The 22,614-nt window shown below is 69.0% G+C and carries 17 protein-coding genes and 5 pseudogenes; 12 read left to right on the top strand and 10 right to left on the bottom strand.

Annotated elements, in window-relative coordinates:
• Window positions 1-26: 26 nt before the first annotated feature.
• The 3 genes from OG780_RS35515 to adh all read left to right on the top strand — a co-directional run bounded on the left by OG780_RS35515 (window position 27) and on the right by adh (window position 3,947).
• Window positions 27-626: an N-acetylmuramoyl-L-alanine amidase gene (locus OG780_RS35515; RefSeq protein ID WP_328455107.1), complete on the top strand. Its 600-nt coding sequence runs from the start codon at window positions 27-29 to the stop codon at window positions 624-626.
• A 99-nt stretch (window positions 627-725) separates the two neighbouring features.
• Window positions 726-2,063 (top strand): GAF domain-containing protein, encoded by a 1,338-nt coding sequence (locus tag OG780_RS35510; protein WP_328455105.1) that lies wholly within the window; start codon window positions 726-728, stop codon window positions 2,061-2,063.
• 360 nt (window positions 2,064-2,423) lie between these two features.
• Window positions 2,424-3,947, top strand: a complete 1,524-nt coding sequence (gene adh, locus OG780_RS35505; protein ID WP_328455103.1) for an aldehyde dehydrogenase — start codon at window positions 2,424-2,426, stop codon at window positions 3,945-3,947.
• Between the two features lie 215 nt (window positions 3,948-4,162).
• Here adh and OG780_RS35500 read toward each other — a convergent pair.
• A pseudogene (locus OG780_RS35500) lies at window positions 4,163-4,327 on the bottom strand (IS5/IS1182 family transposase); the annotation flags it as partial.
• 344 nt (window positions 4,328-4,671) lie between these two features.
• Between OG780_RS35500 and OG780_RS35495 the strand changes: the two are divergent.
• Window positions 4,672-5,912: pseudogene (locus tag OG780_RS35495) on the top strand (IS110 family transposase).
• A gap of 21 nt (window positions 5,913-5,933) precedes the next feature.
• On the opposite strand, the pseudogene OG780_RS35490 reads toward OG780_RS35495, so the two are convergent.
• The 4 genes and pseudogenes from OG780_RS35490 to OG780_RS35475 all read right to left on the bottom strand — a co-directional run.
• A pseudogene (locus OG780_RS35490) lies at window positions 5,934-6,164 on the bottom strand (IS5/IS1182 family transposase); the annotation flags it as partial.
• Window positions 6,165-6,217: 53 nt separating this feature from the next.
• Window positions 6,218-6,634: a transposase gene (locus tag OG780_RS35485; RefSeq protein ID WP_328455101.1), complete on the bottom strand. Its 417-nt coding sequence runs from the start codon at window positions 6,632-6,634 to the stop codon at window positions 6,218-6,220.
• A 199-nt stretch (window positions 6,635-6,833) separates the two neighbouring features.
• On the bottom strand, window positions 6,834-8,327 hold the full coding sequence (locus OG780_RS35480; protein ID WP_328455099.1) for a peptidoglycan-binding protein: 1,494 nt from the start codon (window positions 8,325-8,327) through the stop codon (window positions 6,834-6,836).
• An 866-nt stretch (window positions 8,328-9,193) separates the two neighbouring features.
• Window positions 9,194-9,478 carry a transposase gene (locus tag OG780_RS35475; protein WP_261708694.1) on the bottom strand — a complete coding sequence of 95 codons (285 nt, stop codon included), beginning with the start codon at window positions 9,476-9,478 and terminating at the stop codon, window positions 9,194-9,196.
• A 26-nt stretch (window positions 9,479-9,504) separates the two neighbouring features.
• Between OG780_RS35475 and OG780_RS35470 the strand changes: the two are divergent.
• Window positions 9,505-9,735, top strand: a pseudogene (locus OG780_RS35470) (DALR anticodon-binding domain-containing protein); the annotation flags it as partial.
• A gap of 55 nt (window positions 9,736-9,790) precedes the next feature.
• Here the strand turns inward: OG780_RS35470 and OG780_RS35465 are convergent.
• Window positions 9,791-10,240, bottom strand: a complete 450-nt coding sequence (locus OG780_RS35465) for a peptidoglycan-binding protein (RefSeq protein ID WP_328455097.1) — start codon at window positions 10,238-10,240, stop codon at window positions 9,791-9,793.
• Window positions 10,241-10,481: 241 nt separating this feature from the next.
• Here OG780_RS35465 and OG780_RS35460 point away from each other — a divergent pair, with 241 nt between their 5' ends.
• The 3 genes and pseudogenes from OG780_RS35460 to OG780_RS35450 all read left to right on the top strand — a co-directional run.
• Entirely contained in the window at window positions 10,482-11,321 is an 840-nt protein-coding gene (locus tag OG780_RS35460) for a peptidoglycan-binding protein (RefSeq protein WP_328455095.1), read from the top strand.
• Entirely contained in the window at window positions 11,318-12,310 is a 993-nt protein-coding gene (locus tag OG780_RS35455; RefSeq protein ID WP_328455093.1) for a helix-turn-helix domain-containing protein, read from the top strand. The genes OG780_RS35460 and OG780_RS35455 overlap by 4 nt, the downstream gene beginning before the upstream one ends.
• Before the next feature lie 258 nt (window positions 12,311-12,568).
• A pseudogene (locus tag OG780_RS35450) lies at window positions 12,569-13,300 on the top strand (metallophosphoesterase); the annotation flags it as partial.
• 454 nt (window positions 13,301-13,754) lie between these two features.
• On the opposite strand, the gene OG780_RS35445 reads toward OG780_RS35450, so the two are convergent.
• A complete protein-coding gene (locus tag OG780_RS35445) occupies window positions 13,755-14,375 on the bottom strand; it encodes a DJ-1/PfpI family protein (protein ID WP_328455091.1) in 621 nt (206 codons plus the stop codon).
• Window positions 14,376-14,467: 92 nt separating this feature from the next.
• Here OG780_RS35445 and OG780_RS35440 point away from each other — a divergent pair, with 92 nt between their 5' ends.
• Together OG780_RS35440 and OG780_RS35435 are read left to right on the top strand one after the other, a co-directional pair.
• On the top strand, window positions 14,468-15,805 hold the full coding sequence (locus tag OG780_RS35440) for an aminotransferase-like domain-containing protein (protein ID WP_328455089.1): 1,338 nt from the start codon (window positions 14,468-14,470) through the stop codon (window positions 15,803-15,805).
• 439 nt (window positions 15,806-16,244) lie between these two features.
• Window positions 16,245-17,465, top strand: a complete 1,221-nt coding sequence (locus OG780_RS35435) for a metallophosphoesterase (protein WP_328455087.1) — start codon at window positions 16,245-16,247, stop codon at window positions 17,463-17,465.
• Between the two features lie 20 nt (window positions 17,466-17,485).
• On the opposite strand, the gene OG780_RS35430 is transcribed toward OG780_RS35435, so the two are convergent.
• Both OG780_RS35430 and OG780_RS35425 read right to left on the bottom strand, forming a co-directional pair.
• A complete protein-coding gene (locus OG780_RS35430; RefSeq protein WP_328458612.1) occupies window positions 17,486-18,199 on the bottom strand; it encodes a TetR/AcrR family transcriptional regulator in 714 nt (237 codons plus the stop codon).
• A 140-nt stretch (window positions 18,200-18,339) separates the two neighbouring features.
• Complete coding sequence (locus OG780_RS35425; RefSeq protein ID WP_328455085.1) at window positions 18,340-19,038, bottom strand: hypothetical protein; 699 nt, start codon at window positions 19,036-19,038, stop codon at window positions 18,340-18,342.
• A 283-nt stretch (window positions 19,039-19,321) separates the two neighbouring features.
• Here OG780_RS35425 and OG780_RS35420 point away from each other — a divergent pair, with 283 nt between their 5' ends.
• Both OG780_RS35420 and OG780_RS35415 read left to right on the top strand, forming a co-directional pair.
• Window positions 19,322-20,401 carry a GNAT family N-acetyltransferase gene (locus OG780_RS35420; RefSeq protein ID WP_328455083.1) on the top strand — a complete coding sequence of 360 codons (1,080 nt, stop codon included), beginning with the start codon at window positions 19,322-19,324 and terminating at the stop codon, window positions 20,399-20,401.
• Between the two features lie 120 nt (window positions 20,402-20,521).
• A complete protein-coding gene (locus tag OG780_RS35415; protein WP_328455081.1) occupies window positions 20,522-21,604 on the top strand; it encodes a GNAT family N-acetyltransferase in 1,083 nt (360 codons plus the stop codon).
• A gap of 16 nt (window positions 21,605-21,620) precedes the next feature.
• Here OG780_RS35415 and OG780_RS35410 read toward each other — a convergent pair whose 3' ends face one another.
• The gene (locus OG780_RS35410; protein WP_328455079.1) at window positions 21,621-22,340 is read right to left on the bottom strand and encodes an alkaline phosphatase family protein; all 720 of its coding nucleotides are present in this window, start codon (window positions 22,338-22,340) and stop codon (window positions 21,621-21,623) included.
• Window positions 22,341-22,614 lie beyond the last annotated feature (274 nt).

Raw genomic sequence — 22,614 nt, 5'->3', positions numbered from 1 at the left:
CCCAACCGACGAAAGGCCAACTCTCCATGGAACGAGCACGGTCGTTCCCGAGCCGACGGCGGCTGCTCAAGGGCGCGGCCCTCGCGGCCCTCCCCTACGCGTTGCTACCCGATACCAAGGCGGCCGCGCAGCCGGCGGCCGTCGACTATCCGGGCGCCGACTGGAATCCGGCAACCAGCTCCAACTACACGGAGTCGGACCGCCCCTACAGCTACGAACTCGACTATGTGGTCATCCACGTCACCCAGGCCACGTATGCCACGACCCTGTCCATCTTCCAGAATCCGCAGAAGAAGGTGTCCGCGCACTATCTCGTGCGCTCGGCCGACGGCCATGTCACCCAGTGCGTGAGAGAGCGCGACGTCGCCTGGCACGCGGGCAACTGGGACTACAACACCAGAAGCATCGGTATCGAGCACGAGGGCTGGGTGGACCGGCCCGCCTACTTCACCAACGCGCTCTACGAGGAGTCGGCCAGGCTCACCGCCACGATCTGCGACCAGTACGGGATCCCCAAGGACCGCGCCCACATCCTCGGTCACTACGAGGTGCCGGGCACCGATCACACCGATCCCGGGCCGAACTGGGACTGGACGCGCTACATCAGGCTCGTCAACTTCGCCTGACCAGGGGCGGCCTCGCGGTGATCCGGACGGACGAGCCGCGAGGCACCGGGCGGAAGGGGAGCGTCACACGGGTTGTCCAGGCCCGCACCGGGAGTGACGATGGGACCCAGTCGCATCGCCTTCCGGGAGGCCGAGTTGACCGATCCTTGGGTGGCCCTGGAACCGGGCGCCGATCCCGCCGAACGGGTTCGGCTGATGCGCCGCGCGTACGAGTCGTTCACCGAGGCCGGCACGGTGCCGCGGCCGGTGCGTGCCGTGGTCGCCGAGTCGTGGCGGCGTTCGGCGCGGGCGGGCGTCGTTCCGGAGGGCACCGCAAGGGTGGAACTCATGGACGGGGAACTCGGTTCCTACCGGGCGGAGCATCCGCTCGCGCGGGTGATGCCGCTGTTCCGGGAGCTCATGGGGACGTTCGCGGCGGACGGGGAGCACCTGCTGGCCGTATGCGACGCGCAGGGCAGGCTCCTGTGGGTCGAGGGCCATCCCGGAACACGACGGCAGGCCGGACGGATGAACTTCGTGCCGGGCGCGCGGTGGTCGGAGTCGGCGGTCGGAACGAACGCGCCGGGCACGGCGGTCGCCGTCGACCGGCCGGTGCAGGTGTTCGCGGCCGAGCATTTCTTCCGGCGGGTGCAACCCTGGACCTGTGCGGCAGCCCCTGTGCACGATCCACGTACCGGACGGGTGCTCGGCGCGGTGGACATCACCGGCGGGGACGGGCTCGCGCATCCGCACAGCCTCGGCTTCGTACAGGCGGTGGCGCGAGCCGCCGAGGCTCATCTGGCGCTGCTCGCACCGCCGCAGGCCCTAGCCGACTCCCTCGAACTGACCGCACTGGGACGCGACGAGGCTCAACTGGTGTCGGACGGGCGGAAGATCAGGCTCAGCCGTAGGCACAGCGAGATCCTGGTGCTGCTGGCCCGGCACCCGGAAGGCATGACGGGCGACGAGTTGCAGTGCGCGCTCTATGAGGACGAGTCGGTGACGCCGGTGACTCTGCGGGCCGAGCTGGCGCGGCTGCGCAGAATTCTCGGTCCCGGGCTGCTGGGGTCACGTCCCTACCGGCTCACCCGGCCGGTCGAGTCCGATGTGGCGGTGGTGGAACGGCGGCTCGGCAGCGGCTCGGTGACGGCGGCCGCGGCGGTGTACGCCGGGCCGCTGCTGCCGGGCTCGACGGCACCGGCGGTGACCCGGTTGCGGCGACGCCTCGCCGACGGGCTGCGCACGGCGATCATCGCCCGGCGGGATCCCGACCTGCTGGCCGACTGGGCCCGTGCGCCCTGGGGCGAGGACGATCTCGACGTCTGGCGGGCGCTGTCCGCACTGCGCCCGGCGGCGTCGGTACACGCGCGGGTGGCGGAGCTGGAGTCCGAGCAGGCCGCACCGGCCGGATGGGCACACTCCGCACGCAACGGCCGGATGCGAACGCAACCGCGCTGACGGAGCGGGACGGGCCACTTGCGGGGCGGAGCGGCGTGCCTGGGCCCAAGTCCGAGATCGGGCCCAGTACCGAAGCCAGGCCCGGGGCGCCGGGGCGCCGGGCTTAAGTTCGGGCTCTGTTCCAGGTCCAGGCCTGGTTCCAAGTCCCGGGTCCGAGTCGGGGGCGGCTCAATTCCGGGCCCGGTTCCAAGTCCCGGGTTCAGGTCCGAGGCCGGGTTCGAGTCCGGTTTCGGTCGCAGGTCCTGGTCCTGGTGCCGGTCCCGGCCCTGGTCTGCGCAACGTCCTTGCAACGTCCGGGTTTCTAGCCTCGTGGCGAGAGCTGCCCAACGGCGGGCAGCGCTTCTCCGGGAGGCAACCAGCATGACCCGTTACGCGGCACCCGGCACCGAGGGCGCGATCGTCTCCTACCAGGCGCGGTACGACCACTTCATCGGCGGAGAATACGTGGCGCCGGCTCGCGGTCAGTACTTCGAGAACCCGAGCCCGTTGAACGGGCAGCCGTTCACCGAGGTCGCGCGAGGCACGGCCGAGGACGTGGAACGCGCACTGGACGCGGCCCACGCGGCGGCGCCCGCGTGGGGGCGCACCTCCGTGACCGCACGCGCCGACATCCTGCTCAAGATCGCCGATCGGATGGAGGCGAATCTGGAGAAGTTGGCGGTCGCCGAGAGCTGGGAGAACGGCAAGCCGGTCCGCGAGACCCTGGCGGCCGACATCCCGCTCGCCATCGACCACTTCCGCTACTTCGCGGGGGCGATCCGCGCTCAGGAGGGCTCGCTCGGCGAGGTCGACGACGACACCGTCGCGTATCACTTCCACGAGCCGCTCGGCGTGGTCGCGCAGATCATCCCGTGGAACTTCCCCATCCTGATGGCGGTGTGGAAGCTCGCTCCGGCGCTGGCGGCGGGCAACGCGGTCGTCATCAAACCGGCCGAGCAGACACCGGCGTCCATCCACTACTGGATGAACCTGATCGCGGACCTGATCCCGCCGGGTGTGGTGAACATCGTCAACGGCTTCGGCGTGGAGGCGGGCAAGCCCCTGGCGTCCAGCCCGCGGGTGGCGAAGGTCGCGTTCACGGGTGAGACCACCACGGGGCGGCTGATCATGCAGTACGCCTCGGAGAACATCAAGCCGGTCACGCTGGAGCTGGGCGGCAAGTCACCGAACATCTTCTTCGACGACGTGTGGGCGCAGGACGACGACTTCCGCGACAAGGCGCTCGAAGGCTTCACGATGTTCGCGCTCAACCAGGGCGAGGTGTGCACCTGCCCCTCGCGCGCCCTCGTCCAGCGCGGCCACTACCGCGAATTCATGGAGGCGGCAGTCGCCCGCACCGAGCTCATCAAGCCCGGTAACCCGCTCGACACGGACACGATGATCGGCGCCCAGGCGTCCAACGACCAGCTGGAGAAGATCCTCTCCTACCTGGACATCGGCCGGCAGGAAGGCGCCAAGGTGCTCACCGGCGGTGAACGCATCGAGCACGACGGTGAGTTGAAGGGCGGTTACTACGTCCAGCCGACCATCTTCGAGGGCGACAACCGGATGCGGATCTTCCAGGAGGAGATCTTCGGCCCGGTCGTCTCGGTGACGTCGTTCGACGACTTCGACGACGCCATCAAGATCGCGAACGACACGCTGTACGGGCTCGGCGCCGGCGTGTGGACGCGGGACATCAACACCGCCTACCGGGCGGGCCGTTCCATCCAGGCCGGCCGCGTCTGGACGAACTGCTACCACGCGTACCCGGCACATGCCGCATTCGGTGGCTACAAGCAGTCCGGCATCGGCCGCGAGAACCACAAGATGATGCTGGAGCACTACCAGCAGACGAAGAACCTGCTGGTGAGCTACTCACCGAAGAAGCTGGGGTTCTTCTAGAGACAGAAGAAGGGCGCCTGAACAGGTACTTCACCTGTCAGGTGCCCTTCCTGGCCCACGTCCGGGCCGTGGAGCAAGATACAAGGTTCCTCCCGATATCTCCCACTTCTATCCCCCTGACCAGCTGTTCCGGGGCATTTCCGGGCCAAGGCGCGGTTCACACGTCCTGCGGTGGGACATCGGGCCCCTCCCACCGTCGCATCGAGTCCTCTATGTTCGACGGTGTTGCGGTCCTTGTGCAGGTCGGGATCATGCCCGACCGGGCGGCCACCGCGCGAGCCTTTCTTCTTGCGGTTGGCTGCCTGGTCGACCTTCTCCGGGATGACACTGCGGATGCGGCGTCGCCGCAGGTAGGCGCGGTTCGCGCGGGAGGAGTACGCCTAATAGGCGCTGTGGGTTGGCCGTTGAGCCAGTCCTGGCAGGGGCTGGGTGCGACGTCTGGTCTGTATGCAGCGCCTGGAGCGCTTCGACAAGAGGGACGCAGACCCAGCCTCTGCCGATTCGAATTCGGTCGGCGTACCGTGCCGTGGTTCGAGCCGTTCCCAGGGCCACCTCCCGATCAGCCGGAGCCGTGGAGCTCTCCACAAGAGCGAGGCCCCTGGGCTCAGCTGGGGCCACGGACGGCTGATGGGGTGGTGCGCCGGCGAGCGCTTCTATTAGGTGGCCGGGTGGTCCCGTCTCGGCTCGAAGCCGAGGGACAGCGAAGGCTCGAGAGGAGCGCACGTTGCACGTGACCTGCGGAATCGACTGGGCGGAGGACCACCACGACGTGGCGGTGGTCGACTCCGACGCCCGACTGCTCGGCAAGCTCAGGATCAGTGACGACACGGCCGGCTTCCAGGACCTGCTGCAGTTGCTCGCCGAGCACGGCGACAGCCCGGACGATCCGATCCCGATCGCGATCGAGACCTCCCGCGGACTCCTGGTGGCCTGCCTGCGGGCTTCCGGCCGCCGGGTCTACGCCATCAATCCGATGGCTGTGGCCCGCTATCGCGACCGCCATGTCGTCTCCCGCAAAAGTCCGACCACCACGACGCCCTGGTCCTGGCGAACATCCTGCGGACCGACGCCGAGCAGCATCGGGCGCTGCCGAACGACTCCGATCTGGCCAGGGCGATTGCCGTTCTGGCTCGAGCTCAGCAGGACGCGGTCTGGGACCGCACGCGAGCCCACAATCGGCTCCGATCTCATCTCCGTGAGTACTACCCGGCGATCCTTGAGGCGTTTGCGGACAAACGCGAGCGTCTGCTTGCCCGAGAGGCCCGCGCGATCCTGGCGGTTGCGCCGACTCCGGCGGAGGCTGCCCGCCTCACCCGCAGCCGACTGAGAGCCGCCGTCACAAGGGCCGGCCGCCAGCGTCGGATCGATACCGAGACCGACCGACTCCTCGGAGTGCTCCGCGAGACACGGCTTCGCCAACCGGCTCTGGTGGAAACGGCGATGGGGCGTCAGACACTCGCACTGCTCGCCCAGCTCGACGCGGCATGCCGGGCCTGCGAGGACCTCGCTCGTGACACCGAGGAACTCTTTCTTCAGCATCCCGACGCGGAGATCATCACAAGTTTCCCCGGCCTTTCCGTGCTCACTGGCGCCCGGATGCTCGCTGAGATAGGTGACGACCGCACCAGGTTCGCGACGGGCCGGGACCTCAAGGCTTATGCCGGAAGCGCTCCGGTGACCCGTGAATCCGGCAAAAGCAGACGCGTCAGCCATCGGCGGATCAAGAACAGCCGCCTGGCAGCGACCGGACGGCACTGGGCGTTCGCCGCCCTCACCGCCTCACCCGGGGCCCATGCCCACTACAACCGCCGAAGAGACACCGGTGATCGCTACCACGCAGCCCTCCGACGCCTGTTCAACCGCATGCTCGGCCAACTGCATCACTGCTTGACGACCCGCCAGAAGTTCGACGAAACGATCGCCTTCACCGTCATCTCACGGACACCGCCAGCAGCTGCTGCTTGACCCGATAGCTGCATGGGGTGTCTTGTCGGCGGCGACCGCGCCGGGCCGGGTGCGCGGGCGGCCGACCGGTCCGCGAACCCTGACGCCCTCCAGCACCGGGATGAAGCGGGGGCTGTCGGCGGCCTGCCCCGGGGTGACGACGAACGACAGCGGCCGGCACCGGCGGTCGGCCGCGAGGTGGGTCTTGGTGGTCAGACCACCGCGCGAGCGACCCAGCTCGGCCGCGCGGAGCCGGGCTTTGTGACGTCGGCGTGTTCGGCGGCGTTCCTCGCGCGCTGCCTGGTCGTCCTCCTCTCCAAGCGGGGCTATCGGGGCGCTTTGCCCCTTTCGAGGAGCCCCTTTTCCTCGGCGACGGCCTTCTCCAGGTCCTCGAGGAGTTCGGGGTCGACCACCATCCCGGCCGCGTGATGATGAGCGCGCGAAACCATGGAATCCACGCTGACCAGGTCGAGATCCGCCTGCCCGCGGGCCGCGGCCTCGGCGATCACCCCGTCCATCAGCATCCGGAAGGTCCCGGCCACCGCCCAGCGCTGGAACGCGCCGTAGACGGTCGACCAGGAGCCGTACTCCTCCGGCACGTCACGCCAGGGGCTCCCGGCCCTGAACCGCCCCATCGCACCGTTGAACTGCCGCCGCAGGTCAGGGATCGGGCCACGCTCACCCACCGGCAAGAACGGCTCGACCAACTCCCACTCGGCATCCGAGAGATCACCACGCGCCATCCTCGACAACCACCAGGCCCAGGCTGCCGCACATCGGCAAATCCAGAAACCGATGATCTGAACCTGGAACAGGCCCTACCGTGATCCGTCCGGTCGTGCCGGACGGATCACGGGCCGGCGTCGTGTCGACGGGGCGACTGTCTGCCGGTGCCACGGGATCACGTGCCCGGAGGAAACGGCGTCTCGGTCCGGTACCCGGTCAGCGGACGCGGATGAAGACCACGTCGTAGGTCGAAGCCGTGGTGCGGTTCTTGATGTAGACACCGTCCGGCCCGTTGCCGTTGGGATCGCTGGTGTTGCCCTCGACGGCGGTGAAGCTGGAGCCGCCGCTCACCGTGCGCACGATGCCGATGTGCTCATGCCCGCCGGTGTAGTCGTTGCCGCCGTTCCAGTCATAGGCCACGATGTCGCCGGGCTGCGGGTCGGTCGTCACCGAGAGGTGCCGCTGGCCAGCCCGTGCCTTGTTGACCCAGCCCGAGACGTAGGTGTCGTTGAAGGTGGTGGCCCCCGTCTGCTTGGCCACCCAGCTCACGAAGGTCGCGCACCAGGCATAGTCGTTGGTGGACTTGGACATGCCCACGGCGGAGCCGTAGCTGTTCGCCCGGGCGCTGCCCTGGAGCGTGCCGACCTCGGCCGCGGCCACGTCGAGCATCTTGCTGTAGCCGCCGCCGGGCGGGGTCGTGGCCGGCGGGGTGACCACCCCGTACAGGGCCGACTTGGTGCCCGGCCCGACCCTGCCGTCGACCGTGAGGCCTTTCTCGGACTGGAAGTCCCGCACCGCAGAGTCGGTCATCGCCCCGAACTCGCCGTCCACGGCGAGGTCGGCGCCATGGTGGTTGAGCAGGCTCTGCAGCTCGGTGACACAGCCGCTCTTCTGACCCTTGACGATCTCGTTCGGGCAGGACGCCGAGGTCAGGTTGATCGGCGACGGGGCGCCGTTGCCGCCGCCACCGCTGATGTTGGCGTACAGGGCGGCCTTGGTGTTCGGGCCGACGTCGCCGTCCGGCTCCAGGCCGTGCGCGGTCTGGAACGCCTGCACGGCCACGAAGGTCTCGGCGCCGAACTGGCCGTCGACGGCCACGTGCTGCCCCTGACCGTTGAGCAGGGCCTGCAGGGTCAGGACGCAACCGCCGCTCTGCTCCTCCGTGATGGTCGCCGGGCAGGCCGCCGAGCGCAGGTCCAGAGCCGTCGACCCGGACTCGTCGGTGTTGTAGAGCTCGGCCTTGGTGCTCGGCCCGACCTGGCCGTCGGCCGTCAGGCCGTGCCCGGACTGGAAGGACTTCACCGCCGCCAGGGTGCCCGCCCCGAACTCACCGTCCGCGTCGACGCTGTAGCCGAAGTGGCGGAGCAGCCGCTGCAGTTCGGTGACGCAGCCGCTCTTGTTGCCCTGGACGACGTTCGCCGGGCACGAGGAGGACAGCAGGTTGATCGGCGCGGGCGCCGAGCCGCCGGTGGCGTAGAGCTTGACCTTGGTGCCGGGGCCCACCCGCCCGTCCACGGCGATGGCGACGGAGGACTGGTACACGCGGACCGCGTACAGGGTGGCGGCACCGAAGCTGCCGTCCACCGTCAGCCCGGCGCCGTGGGCGTTGAGCAGGTTCTGCAGCTCGGTGACGCAGCCGCTCGACTGACCCTGCAGAATCTCGGTGGGACAGGAGGCGGAGGTCAGCTTGATCGCCGCCGGCGCGGCCACCGCCGGACCGGCACCGAGCAGAGTGGCCGTCGAAAGGACCGCCGCAGTAGCGAGGAAAACCCCGATCCTGTGGCGATTCCGGACATGGAATGTACCGACAGGTGAAACCACTGTGTTTCTCATGGGTACGAAATATCCTCTTCAATGGATCTACGGATTGTCGGTGGCGCCGGATTTGCCGGTCATGGAAGATTTCACACGCCAGCAGACGCCCCCTTCGGGCCGGGGTCGGTAAATCATGGCGAAGTCGGCGTTTCGTTCCGTAGTGGCGCATTTGCGAGCCGCCGTCTACCGCGCTCGACAACGGAGTCGAGGCAGTCGAATATCATGATCGAATTTCCATTCCGCGCACGACGGTGACAGCCCGCCCCCCTACGCACAATGCCGTGCGACATAAATGGCCGAATTTCGCTGTCTTGGAAACAGGAAAATCGGCGGCGGGCCTTGACCCCGGATTTGAACACGTCTATGCGGCTCGGGTCAGGGTAGAAGCTCGAGCGGGCGATGCCCAGGATGTCGCAGAGCCGCTTGATGCCGAACCAGTGCTAGTGGTCCTCAACGAACTGGCAGCAGTTCACCAGCGCGTCGCCGAGTAGCCGAGGGGGATCTCACCCCTCGGCCCTCACAGAACCTTGCTCAACAGCCTCCCGTTACATGGCTCTTGTCGTCCCGATCATCAAACCAGTACTGCGCTCACTGTTGGGGCAAGGCGCCAGTGCGCGAACATGCGAGGATATCGCCGGGCGATTTCCTGCAGCTTCACAAGTGCCTTCCATTTGGCCGCGAGCCGTTTCCCCACCGCATCCAAGGCGGACCGTCCGGGCCGGTATCCGAACCGGAGTCGAAAGAACACCCCGGTTTTAATGTCATCTGATTTCGTTTCGACACGTCAGCAGCGATTCACTCTGAACCGTGTCATCACCAGGCCGCGGCGCCACCGCAGGTGTGGAGTGAGCGCCGGACCTGCGTCCGTCGGCGGCCCGGATCCAGTTCCGCAGCGTCTCGGTGTTCACTCCGAGATCAGCGGCGACCGACTTGACCGTCGCTCCAGGACGAGACCGGTACAACGCGACCGCATCCGCTTTGAACTCGGCGGGGTAGTGTGCTTCATCCCCACAGGGACTCCGTTCTCCTGGACCATCAAGATCCAAGTCTCTCCGGTGTCCAAACTCCGGGGTCAGGGCCCACGGTGCACGAGGTCGCCGCGGTGTACGAGCCGCACAAGCCGGCGTCGTACCTGTACCAACCGGCCTCGCACCTGACGACGTTCTACGACCAGTGCCACGTGCTGTCCCCCGACAACACGCCGGAGGCCGTCGAGAACCGCCTGCTCCTGGTCGACCTCACGGCCCGCACACTCCACCAGGGCATGGCACTCCTGGGCATCCGGACGCCCGAGCGTCTCTGAGACGACAGGCTGCGGCCCGTCCGCCCGGAAGGGAGGACGGGCCGCAGCCGCTCAGTCAGCCGCCGTTGGCGAACCGCGCGAACGCGTCCTGGGTCCCGGATCCGGCGATGCCGTCGATGTCGCCGGTGTAGCCCCAGTTGTTCGCCAGTTGGCGCTGAAGCGCCTTGATCGTGTTGGTGCCGACGATGCCGTCGATGTCGCCGGTGTAGCCCCAGTACTGCTTGAGTTCGCGCTGGAACGCCTTCCAGCTGTTGGTGCCGAGCTTTCCGTCGATGTCCTCGGTGTAGCCCCAGTACTGCTTCAGCCAGGTCTGGACCTTCTTGGCCTCCGCGGTGGACAGGCCGAGGTTGGTCGTCGTGGCGGCAGCGGACTGAGAGGTCACCGCCGACTGGGCGGCCGGCGCGGACGCCGCGTAGCTGGTGCCCGCGGCCGCCAGGCTCCCGGCCGCGATGCCGGCGACGGCGGTGAGGCTGACGATGGTCCTGGCCAGGACGTGCGATCGCATGTGTTCCTCTTTCGGATCGTGGGTGAGCACCTGGCCCGACGGAGGAGCAGGTGACGACTCGATAGTGCGGGGCGGTCGGCGACGGCCGCCACAGCCTCTGCCCAAGTGACGGTCACCTGGGACACATCACCCGCTGACCTGCGCGAACGCCGTCCACGGGGACGGTTCGGCGGGACGGCTGTGGCAGACGTCGTACTGCTCATGCAGAATGCGACGAAGCGGGGGACCGCTGATCATGGTCATGACCGCATCTGGGGGGAACATGCCGCGCCGCAAAGCGCTGCCCGCCGAACTGGACCCGCGTGTGAGGCAGTTGGTGACGCAGCTACGCCGGCTGAAGGATCACAGCGAGCTGAACATGCTCCAACTGGCGGCGAAGACGGGGTACAGCCAGAAGTCGTGGGAGCGGTATCTGGGCGGCAGGTCGCTCCCGCCCCGGGAAGCCGTGGAGGCGCTCGCCCGGATCGGCGGCGTCGATCCGGTCCGGCTGCTCGCGCTGCACGAGGTCGCCGCCGACACCTGGAACGGCGGCCGTGCACCCACGCCGACTCCAGCGCCTTCGCCTTCGCCTTCGCCTTCGCCGGAGGAGCCGGCGCAACCCGGGTTTCCGGTGGTGTCGGACACCTTGGCGACAAGAGCCGGACCCAAGCCTTCCCTCGGTCGTTCGCTGCGCATCGCGCTCGTGGCGGGAGCGGTCGCCCTGGTACTGGCCGTCACCTCGACCGTCCTGCTCGTCCTGCGTCTCAACGCCCACGAGAACGGACCGACGGTGACTTCCCCCGTCCCGGCCGCCGCCTCGACGTCCGCACCGCTCGTGTACACGTGCAGGATCCAGCAGATCGACGGTCTCTGGTACGCGGGCATCAGCCGCACCCGGGACGCCGAACTCGCCTACGGCGGCGCCGGTTCCGACGTGGCCGAGGCGCAGTGCCTGCTGCGCCGGGCGGGCATCTCACCGGGCGGCATCGACGGGATGTTCGGTCCGCTGACACAGCGAGCGGTCAAGGCCATGCAGAAGCGCGCCGGTCTGGACGTGGACGGCATGGTCGGACCGCGCACCTGGCAGGCCCTGCGCGGATGACCAGGCCCGAGCCGTCACCGGAGAGTGCCAGACTGGCCGCCGGACTCAGGGAATTGAAGGACCGCACCGGCCTGAGTCTGGCGGGGCTCGCGGCGAAGACCACGTTCAGCAAGTCGTCCTGGGAGCGTTACCTCAAGGGCAGGACGCTGCCACCGCGCCCGGCGATACAGGAGCTGTGCCGCCTCGCCGGGGAACCGAACGGCCGGTGTCTGGCGCTGTGGGAGATCGCGAGGTCGGAGAACAGCGGGCCGAAGGAGCCGGCACAACCACAGCTCACCGCCCCGCCCCCGACTCCTGGTCCCACCCCTGCGCCCACGCCTGAAGCATCCCCGTCCTCCGGCCAACGGGGGGCGACGGCCGCAGCGGTCCTCGCGGCGGTTTCCGCCCTGGTTTTCGGGGCGGTCCTGCTCAGCCTTCTCCTCGTCCCCCACCGGAGCGATCCGGCACGGCCGTCGGCGTCGGCGTCCCCGTCCGCCACCGGCCCGAGCTGCCGGGACACCGAATGCGAGGGCAGAGATCCGGCGGTCACGAAGTGCGGCGCCGCGCCCGAGACCCTGGCCGAGCACCTCACCTCCACGGGAGCCTCGGTGCAACTGCGGTACAGCAGGGTGTGCGGGACCAGTTGGGCACGGATGTGGGGTACGCGGATCGGCGACGGGGTCGAACTGCGGGGCCGCGTCGCCCGGGTGAACAACCGTGCCGAGGCGGACACCTACGTCCACACCCCCATGACGGCGACCCGCCCGGGAACCGTAGTCCAGGCCTGCTTCCTGCCCGCGACGGGCGGCGGGAGGGAATGCTTCGAAAGCGAGGTGGACCAGCGTCCGCTGTCAGTGCCTGCCCCTACAGTCACCGATATGGCGACTCTTCCCAATCCGCTGCCCACACCGGCGACCGACCCGAGCGGCCGTTCCCTGGGCCTGCGGCTCCCGCCCGGGAGACTGATCGAGGCCTCGGCGGACGACCCGTCGGACAAGCCCCGGCTGTGACACTCCGGCAAGTCCGCCGCGCCCGGAAACTGGAGCGCTCTGGGCGGACAGGCCGCCCGGGCCGGGCTGCTGCCGGTCCTCGTGGACGTCGGTGGCAGTCAAGGCGGCCCGGCGGACCGGGAGTTGCAACCGCAGGAGACGTCCTACCCCGGTGACCACGACGCCGACGAGGTGCTCGCGGAGTTCTGGGAGGAGAACGCGGAGGACGAACTGGGCGAGGGGACCGAGCCCTTCGGACCCGACTGGCCCGGTCTGGCCCCTGCGGCGCCCGCCGGGCTGGACGGCCTCCGTGTCGCCCTGATCACCGACACCCACTACGGACCGCTCGATCGCGCCCGCTGGTCGGCACGGGTGTGCGAGACGGTGAACACGCTGGAAGCCGACCTGGTCTGCCACACCGGCGACATCGCGGACGGCACGGCCGAACGCCGCCGCGCCCAGGCCGCCCCACTCGCAACCGTGCGGGCCACCCGCGCCCGTGTCTACGTCACCGGCAACCACGAGTACTACAGCGAGGCCCAGGGCTGGGTCGACCTGATGGACGAGCTGGGCTGGGAACCGCTGCGCAACCGCCATCTGCTGCTCGAACGCGGAGGCGACACCCTCGTGGTCGCCGGCGTGGACGACGTCACCGCCGAGTCCTCCGGCCTGGCAGGCCACCGCGCCCACCTCGCCGGAGCCCTGAACGGCGCCGACCCCGACCTGCCCGTCCTGCTCCTGGCACACCAGCCCAAGTTCGTCGACCGGGCAGCAGCCGAAGGCATCGACCTCCAGCTCTCCGGCCACACCCACGGCGGCCAGATCTGGCCCTTCCACCACCTGGTCCGCATCGACCAGCCCGCCGTCGCCGGCCTCAGCCACCACGGCACCCGCACCCTCCTCTACACCAGCCGCGGCACCGGCTTCTGGGGCCCACCGTTCCGCATCTTCGCCCCCAGCGAGATCACCCTCCTCGTACTCCGCTCCCCCCACCCGCCCACCTCGCCGTAGCACCGGGCGGGCCAGCACATCCGCTCGGAACTGTCCACGAGCCGAGGGAGTGCGCCGTCGGCAGATGACCAGGCTCGTCTAGCCGAGGACAAGATCCGGACCATTCCCGGGCCGAAGGCTCCAACGAGCCCACACGTGGCCACGTTTTACGCAGGTCAGCGACGCGTGCCACCTGTACCGGCCAGCAGACGAAGAATCTGCTGGTGAGCTACTCGCCGAAGAGGCTGGGCTTCTTCTAGGCACAGAGGAAGGGCGCCTGACAGGTGCTTCACCTGTCAGGCGCCCGCTCCGGGGCGAGGACTGATGCGGTCACCAGGAACCTCGACGGAGGCCGGGGCCCGGAATGGGAACACCATGCCGGACACTGCGCCTCCTTCCTCCTCTCCGTCCTGACAGGAGAGGCCGAGACCGAGTCAGTTGTTCCGCGGCCCGGCGTGGTCACGCTGAAGACAGTTCAGACGAGTGCCGGTGCGGGCAGGTAGGGGGTGATGTTGCGCCAGGCGCGCTCGATGTACTCCTCCTTCTCGCCGACCGGGGCGACGTAGTGCAGCGCGCTTTCGGCGGCGGCGTCGCCCTTGAGTCGGGCGATGATCCAGGCGGCGAGGTAGTGCGAGGCCAGGCAGCCGCCGGCGGTGGCGATGTTGTCCTTGGCGTAGAAGGGCTGGTTGAGCACCTCGACACCGGCGGCGACGACCCAGGGTTTGGTGATCAGGTCGGTGCAGGCGGGGATGTCGCCCAGCAGGCCGAGCTTGGCCAGCACGAGCGCGCCGGAGCACTGGGCCGCGATGAGCTGGCGCGAGGGGTCCAGGCGGCGCAGGATGTTCATGACCGCCGGGTCTTCGACGACCTCGCGGGTGGCGATACCGCTCCCGACGATGACGGCGTCAGCGGCGCAGGCCTCCTCAAGAGTGGACATCTGCTCGATGACCACCCCGTTCATCGATGTCACCTTGGGGCTGGGGGTGGCGATGGTGACGCGCCAGTCTTCGGTCTTGACGCGGTTGAGCACACCGAGCGCGATCAGGGAGTCGAGTTCGTTGTAGCCCTCGAAGGTGAGGATGGCGATGTGCGGCACGGCGACTGTCCTTCCGGGTCGGTGGGTGGGTCTTGACGGTAAGGACCCGTGAACAGGACAGTCAAAGAATTGTCATGCATACAATTCCGTACATGGCAGCCTCTCGGTACAAAGCGCTGGTCGACGCACTCGCATCCGACATCCGGACCGGGCGGCTCGCCGCGGGAGTGCGGCTGCCGACGCACCGTGGGCTCGCCGCCCGTGAGGGCATCGCCGTGGTGACCGCGACCCGGGTGTACGCCGAGCTGGAGACAATGGGCCTGGTCAGCCGGGAACAGGGCCGCGGCACGTTCGTGCGCGACATCGCGGTTCCCGCCGGTCACGGCATCGATCAGCAGGTCGTCGCCACGGACGCGGTCGACCTCAACTTCAACTACCCGTCGCTGCCCGGGCAGGCCGATCTCCTCCGGCAGGCCCTGCGAGAGGTGGCCACCTCCGGGGATCTCGAGACGCTGCTGCACTACCAACCACATCGAGGGCGTCCCCAGGACAGAGCCTCGATCGCACGGCACCTGAGGCGTCGAGGCATCACCACGGACGCGGATCGGATCCTCATCACCAACGGTGCGCAGCACGGCCTGGCCGTCACCGTCATGGCCACGCTCAACGCCGGCGACGTCGTCGCGGTCGACGCACTCACCTACCCGGGCTTCAAGGTGCTCGCACATGCCTTTCATCTCGACCTGGCGCCCATCCCCGCAACCCCCGACGGGCCGGATCTCGACGTCCTGGAGAAGCTGTGCGCGACCCGCCCGGTGCGCGCGATCTACACCATGCCCACCCTGCACAACCCGCTGGGCTGGGTCATGCCGGCAACCGACCGAACCCGCCTGGTCAAGATCGCCCGACAGCACGGTGCGCTCATCATCGAAGACGCCTCCTACGCCTACCTGGTCGAGGACCCGCCACCGCCTCTGGCAGCGACCTCGCCGGACATCACCGTCTACGTCTCGGGCCTGTCCAAGAGCGTCGCCACCGGCCTCCGGGTCGGTTTCGTCGCCGCCCCGCCGTCCGCGGTGCCCTCGCTCGAACGCGCGATCCGGGCGACCACCTGGAACACCCCCGCCCTCACCACCGCCATCGCCTGCCGCTGGCTCGACGACGGCACGGTGGACCGCCTGGAAGCGCAGAAACGAGACGACGCCGAGGCCCGCCAGGCAATCGCCGGACAGGAGTTGGCGGGCCTACCACTGGTCAGCCACCCCTCGTCCTACTTCACCTGGCTGCCGCTGCCCGACGACGCACGCGCCGACCGCCTGACCGCCGCCCTCGCGCGTCGGCACATCTCGGTGGCCACGGCCGAGCCGTTCACCACCTCGATGCACACGCCCCAGGCGATCCGCCTCGCTCTGGGCTCGACCGATCTGGACAGTCTCCGGTCGACGCTGCGGACAGTGCGCCGCGTCGCTGTCGAGGACGCCTACGCGTGACGTCGCGGGACGCCCTGCCCGGCTGTGATCACCTCTGACCTGGACCGTCCCTGTACGGGCATTTCTCCCGTGCGCTGTAGCAGGGCCACAGATCCACGCCCACGCTCAGGACGTTCCCGGCCGCCTCGGCGTCGTCCGCCACCCACCACAGAGCACCTCGCAGGCGGATCTTCCGTTTACCTGCGGCCTCAACGCGGTCTTACTCCCGCCCTCGCCCCCGCGGTTCAGGCTGTTGCCGCCATCCACCGAACCAAGGTCCATCCCCTTCCCACGGGTCAGGGCCGCGTCAACTCTGCCCGCCGCAGACACTGTTGAACTCGCGAGCAGCGGATTCGGTCCGTCGGGCCAGGTCCCGTCCATCCGGTGAACGCCCGTCCGAGCGGCCCGAGGGCGACCGGATACAGTGCGCGGGACGGCAGCCTGGTCAAGGAGGGGAAGCGTGACCGACATCAGCAACACCCGACCCGCCGACAGTGAAGCGCAAGCGCCGCGGCCGAGCCGACTGCACCGCCTGATGCGCTACATCCCCCTGATCGCCCCCGTCCTGCTCTGGACCGTGCCCTGCTGGGTGCTCCTGTACACCGGCCAGCACTGGTCGCTGCCCGTCGCTCTGGTCGGCACCGCCCTGTTCACCCTCGGCCTCGTCGGGATGCCGCTCGCGATGATGCGCGGCCACGGCCGGCGTCAGCAGGACTGGGCGGCGATCGTCGGTGACACCCTGCTGGGCGCCGGCTGGGTCCTGTTCACCTGGTCCGTTCTGCTCGGCGTCCTCTTGCGGCTCGCCCTGACACTGACCGGCGTCGGCGAGAGCCAGGACCGGGCCCGAATCGTCACGTGGGCCGTCCTCGGCGTAACCGCCGTACTGCTCGCCTGGGGGTACGCCGAGGCCCGCCGCGTGCCACGCGTGCGCCGGCTCGACGTACAACTCCCGCGGCTGGGTGCCGGGTTGGACGGCCTCCGTGTCGCCCTGATCACCGACACCCACTACGGACCGCTCGATCGCGCCCGCTGGTCGGCACGGGTGTGCGAGACGGTGAACACGCTGGAAGCCGACCTGGTCTGCCACACCGGCGACATCGCGGACGGCACGGCCGAACGCCGCCGCGCCCAGGCCGCCCCACTCGCAACCGTGCGGGCCACCCGCGCCCGTGTCTACGTCACCGGCAACCACGAGTACTACAGCGAGGCCCAGGGCTGGGTCGACCTGATGGACGAGCTGGGCTGGGAACCGCTGCGCAACCGCCATCTGCTGCTCGAACACGGAGGCGACACCCTCGTGGTCGCCGGCGTGGACGACGTCACCGCCGAGTCCTCCGGCCTGGCAGGCCACCGCGCCCACCTCGCCGGAGCCCTGAACGGCGCCGACCCCGACCTGCCCGTCCTGCTCCTGGCACACCAGCCCAAGTTCGTCGACCGGGCAGCAGCCGAAGGCATCGACCTCCAGCTCTCCGGCCACACCCACGGCGGCCAGATCTGGCCCTTCCACCACCTGGTCCGCATCGACCAGCCCGCCGTCGCCGGCCTCAGCCACCACGGCACCCGCACCCTCCTCTACACCAGCCGCGGCACCGGCTTCTGGGGCCCACCGTTCCGCGTCTTCGCCCCCAGCGAGATCACCCTCCTCGTACTCCGCTCCCCGCACCCGCCCACCTCGCCGTAGCACCGGGCGGGCCAGCACCCCTACTCCGTGAGGATGAAGCGGTCGAGCAGCGCGTCGAGGCCTGCCGCCAGGCCCTCCGGTCCACCCCGGTCGGCGAGCGAGGGCGCGATCTGCCGGAGCGTCGGCAACTCCCGCGGCGACAGGTGGTGCAGACCGAGCCGGAAGGCGGGATCGGATTCGTCCGGGTTGTCGACCATGGGTTGCAGCTCGACGGACACATAACCGAGCAGCCAGGCGGAGTAGGCGCGGAAGACGGCAGCCGTGCGGGTCGGGTCGAATCCCGCCGCCCGCAGCAGGGCGAGCACCCGCTCGTGCTCCCGCAGCACGGCGCCCGGCCGTCGCGCCAGCGGGACCGCCAGCATGCGCGTGGCGAGCAGGGGAACCGCCTGGGGGTGGGCGAGGCACACCTCGTAGGTCGCCAGTGCGGCCCGGTGCAGTCGGGCACGCCAGTCCGGCTCCTCGGCCGCGGCCTCCGGCACGGCCCCCAGCTTCTCCTCCAACTCGAGGTACAGCGCCTCCACCAGCCCGTCGAGGAGTGCGTCCTTGCCGGCCGCATACCGGTAGAGCGCCATGGCCTCAACGCCGAGTTCGGATCCCAGCCGTCGCATGCTGAGCGCCGACAGGCCCTCCTGGTCCACCAGTTCCAGCGCGGTGGCGAGCACCCGTTCGCGGCTCAGCCGGCCGTAGTGCCCACGGTCGCTGGCGCGGCGCGCCGGCCGTTCCCCCTCGTTCATCGCCTCGTCCTCCACGCCGGTGACCCTCGCATACGTAGCGAACTCGACCATAAGCCATCGACTCCGGGCGGATGCGCGAGGCGGACCTGCGGCGGGAGGCAAGGACCGCGCCCCACCTGAACGAAGGGGGTCAACAGCTCCTATTCATGCGGCGTTTCCCGGATCACGGCGAAGAACGCCCGGTCCGTGGGGAGGCCGCCGGCGTCGAAGGCGCGGTGCCGGCCGAGGTGTTCGACCCGCCCGCCGCTGCAGTTCTTCCGCAGATACTCCGTGAGCCAGACATCAGGCGTCGGCACCATGCGCGGCAGTCCGAACGACTCGGGCATCTCGTCCTCGCCGCTGTCGAAGAACATCACCTTGCCGGTCCGGGCCCAGAGCCCTCGCAGCAGGTCGGTGGCGGTGTCGAAACCCAACTCCCGCACCAGGTGGTGCCAGAGGGACAGCAGGAGGGTGCAGTCGGTCGCCGGCAGAAGAGCGAGCGTGTCGGGGCGGAACTCGAGGCTCATCACCGCCACGTTGTCCAGCCGGTTCCGTCGCACGGCCGTCGTCGCCGTCCGGACACATTTCGGATCCGACTCCAGGGCGACGGAGGGTACTCCGCGCTGGGCGAGCCGGATCGGGAAGTAGCCGACGTTCGCGCCCACGTCCAGCGCGCTCTCGACTCCGAGCCGCTCGACAACCGGTTCCATCGCCGCCCATCGCGACCCGGTACCGACGGATCGTTTGGCCCTGCGCACGCGTATGCCCGGGACCGGCTGGTAGATGCCGTCGGGCAGCGCGTCGAGTTTGAGGCGGAGCAGATCGATCCCGTGGTCGAGTTTGCGACGAGCGTCGCGCATCAAACGAACCGAGGGGAATCGCTGATGGACGCGCACCATGCGCGTGGAGGTCTGAGTTCCGGCCAACTGGTCCACGGATACCTCTATCGACTGGCGATATTCGGGCACTCGCATTGCCACATCGAATCAATAATACCTTTTGCCCTGATGATCCACAATTTGGCCCCGTCGAGCCGGACGGTCCCCGAACGTCCCCGGGATGCGGCCTGGTCAGCGGCAGAGCACCCTTGACGGGTGAAGGTTCAGAACGCCTACCGTTCGCGACGCGTGAGGAACTGGCGCCATGCGCTTTTCGGGCTCTCGAACCTCGTCGAGCCGGGATTTTCTCGACGTGACGACTCCGGCGCCCCGGGATAATTGGCAGCGCTTGGTCGACAATAGCGACAAAGCATTGATCACCCAGACCCCGGGCTGGCTGGACTGCATTTGCGCGACGGATTCCTATGACGACGCCAGCCGCTTTTACGAATTCGGAAATTCCGGCGGGATCGTCGTGCCGCTGGCCCGCCGACGCGGCTGGCCCGGCCGCCTGATCGCCCAGGACGCCTGGCCGTCCGAGTGGGGCATCGGAGCCCCTGTCACCGCCGAGGCCCCCGACCCTCGGCACGTGCGCGCCGTCTTCGAGGATCTGGCCCGGCTTCCCTCGAATCGCGTGTCCGTGCGGTTCGGGCCGAACCCGGACCCCGTGTGGCTGTCGTCGGTGCCGTCCCGCTTCACCACCTTGCGCCACACGACGTACATCCTGGACCTCGACGGCGGCTTCGGCGATGTCTGGGGGCACTTCAAAGGATCGGTCAGAACCGCCGTGCGCAAGGGCGAGAAGGCAGGGGTCGACGTGGAGGTCGACCGCACCGGGCGCCTGGTGCCGGTCTTCTACACGCTCTACCAGCACTCGGTCGCCCGTTGGGCGCAGCAGGCGAACGAGCCGCCGGCGCTCGCTCACTGGCGCAGGAATCGGATCGACCCGCTGCGCAAGTTCCAGAACGTCGCCGAGACGTTCGCGGAGTCCTGCGCCGTGTGGCTGGCCTCGTACCAAGGCCAGCCCGTGGCGGCCATCATGGTGCTCCGCCACGGGCCTCACGCCAAGTACTGGCGGAGTGGCATGGTGAAAGAACTGGCTCATCCGATTCGCGCCACCACGCTGCTGCACAAGCTCGCCATCGAGGATGCCTGTGCAGCCGGTTGCCGCTTCTACCACTTCGGCGACTCCGCCCCCGATTCCTCCGTCAGCGTTTTCAAGGAACGGCTCGGCGCTCACGGATACCCGTCGTTCGGCTATCGCAGGGAAGTGCTTCCCCTGACAGCGGGCGACCAGCTGCTGCGGAGTGCGGTGAAGCGTCTCATCGGTTTCAAGGACGAGTGACACCCGGTCCCACCGAGATGCCCGGCCCGGATGCCCCGCCTAGCATCGGTGGTGGGCACGTGGGTCCTCGGTCCGCGAGCGTCGTCCTCGCGGGGCCCTTGCGCCGGGCGGGAGAGGCCCGTGAACGCACCTGCTGAGCTCCTGATCGACACTCCGGCCGGTCTCGCGCACATCACCACACCGGCTCCACGTGCCGTCTGGCGGGAGCTGGCGGGCAAGGACCCGGACACCAACCCCAGTCAGACCCCGCTCTGGCTGGACTGTCTGTGCGCCACAGGGCCGTACCGGGACGCGAGCCGCCTCTACGAGTTCGAGCGAGGCCGGAGGCTCGTACTCCCCCTGGTCGCCAGAAGGCACCGCCCGCGGATCCTGGGCACGGAGGAGTCCTGGCCTGCCCAATGGGGCATAGGAGGGCCGGTGTGTCCGGAAAGCGTGAGTCCGGCGGAGGCACACGCGGTCTTCGCCGACCTCGCGCGGCTGCGCGCGCTCCGGGTCGGCGTGCGGCTTCGGCCGGCGGACCAGGCCGTATGGGCGAGCGCCGCGACCGGCTTCGGCCTCGAGCCCCACATGACGCAGATGGTGAACCTCGACGGCGGCTTCGGCACCGTCTGGGAGCAGCGCTTCGGACGTCGTATGCGCCGGGAGATCCGCCGGGCCGAGCGCTCCGACGTCGACGTCGAGGTGGACCGTAGCGGCCGGCTCGTTCCCGCCTTCTACCACCTGTACCGGAAGTCGATCGTGCGCTGGGCCGAACAGCAGCACGAGCCGCTGGCGTTGGCCCGCTGGCGCAGAACGCGGGAGTTCCCCCTGAGCCGGCTGGAAGAGGTGGCTGCCCAGCTCGGTGAGGGGTGCGCGATCTGGATGGCCTGGCGCGCCGGTGAGCCCGCCGGGGCGTGCATCGTCCTGCGCCACGGCGGTCACGCCAAGATGTGGCGCAGCGCCATGGACCGGGAACTGGCTCATCCGGTGCGCGCCGTCCCCCTGCTCTACCGGCTGGCGATCGAGGACGCGTGCGAGGCGGGCTGCCGGACGTTCGACATGGGTGAGTCCGCGCCGGGGTCCTCCCTCGCCGAGTTCAAGGCGGGGTTCGGAGCGGAGAGCTTCCCCTCCCCGCGCCTCCTCCGGGAACGGCTTCCCGTCTCGGCGGCCGATCGCCGGCTGCGCACGGCCGTCAAACGCCTGATCCGCTTTCAGGACCCCTGAGGTCTCCTCCCCGTGGTCACCCCACGTCGACGGGTTCCACGTCGTCGCTGTGGTGGAGGGGTTTCAGGCCGTACGCGTCCAGCATCATGCGCAGCAGTCCGAACTGGTTGTTCGGTTGGGCATGGTCGCCCGGCCGGACATGCTCACCCACCAGGACGGTGGGGACATGGTTGGGTCCCTTCGCATCGTCCTCGTCCCAGGTGACGACCAGCAGGCTGTTGTGGGTCATCGCCCAGTCCGCGTAGCCGCCGAGATTGTTCCGCAGCCAGGTGTCCGCCTGCCGCACACCGCCGTCGTGCATGTCGTGTTCGAGGTCCGGGACGACGAACGAGACCGTCGGCAGATCCGTGAAGTCGCGAGGGAAGTCGGTCCACGGGCGGTTGACGGACGCGGGAAGGTTGGTGAAGTTCACCCACGGGTTGTGCCGGCGCACGTAGGCGCCGTCGGCGCAGCCGGTGAACCCGACGCGCGGCATGCTCTGCGCATAGCCCACGAAGGTCAGGCCTGACTGGAGGAGTTGAGTGCCGAGATTCCGCGACGTGAGCCTGTGCGGGCAGGAATCGTCGTCGACCCCCAGGAAGGAGCCCGCGAAGAGCGCCAGGTAATTGGGCTGACTGGGGTGGGTGAGGGCGTAGAACTCGGTGAGCGAGGCGCCCTGCCGGGCCAGTTGGTTGAGGTACGGGGCCTCCGCGTTTCCGATGACGGCGTCGTACGACTGATCCTCCTCGATCACCACGACGATGTGGTCCGGCCGGGAAAGCCCGGTTCGAGCCGGTGAATCGTCACAGCCCGCTGTCGTCAGGAGCGTCGCCATCACGGCCGCCCACGCGAGGAGCCGTCTCGCCTGACGGCGTCCCGGCCCCAGTCGTACGCCTCTCACTTGTGGCTTCTCCGCTCTCTGTCCGGGGACCGTTTCGACGCGCGCCGCGCGTGACCGCCGCGAACTGCCACTTGCAGCAATCGGAATTACCGTCACAATCGGTATTGATACCTCTTTCTGGTCGACATCC

The organism is Streptomyces sp. NBC_00386, assembly GCF_036063235.1.
GTDB lineage: Bacteria > Actinomycetota > Actinomycetes > Streptomycetales > Streptomycetaceae > Streptomyces.
The sequence above is the reverse complement of the archived record's forward strand: the minus strand, read 5'-3'. Positions and strand labels throughout refer to the sequence as shown.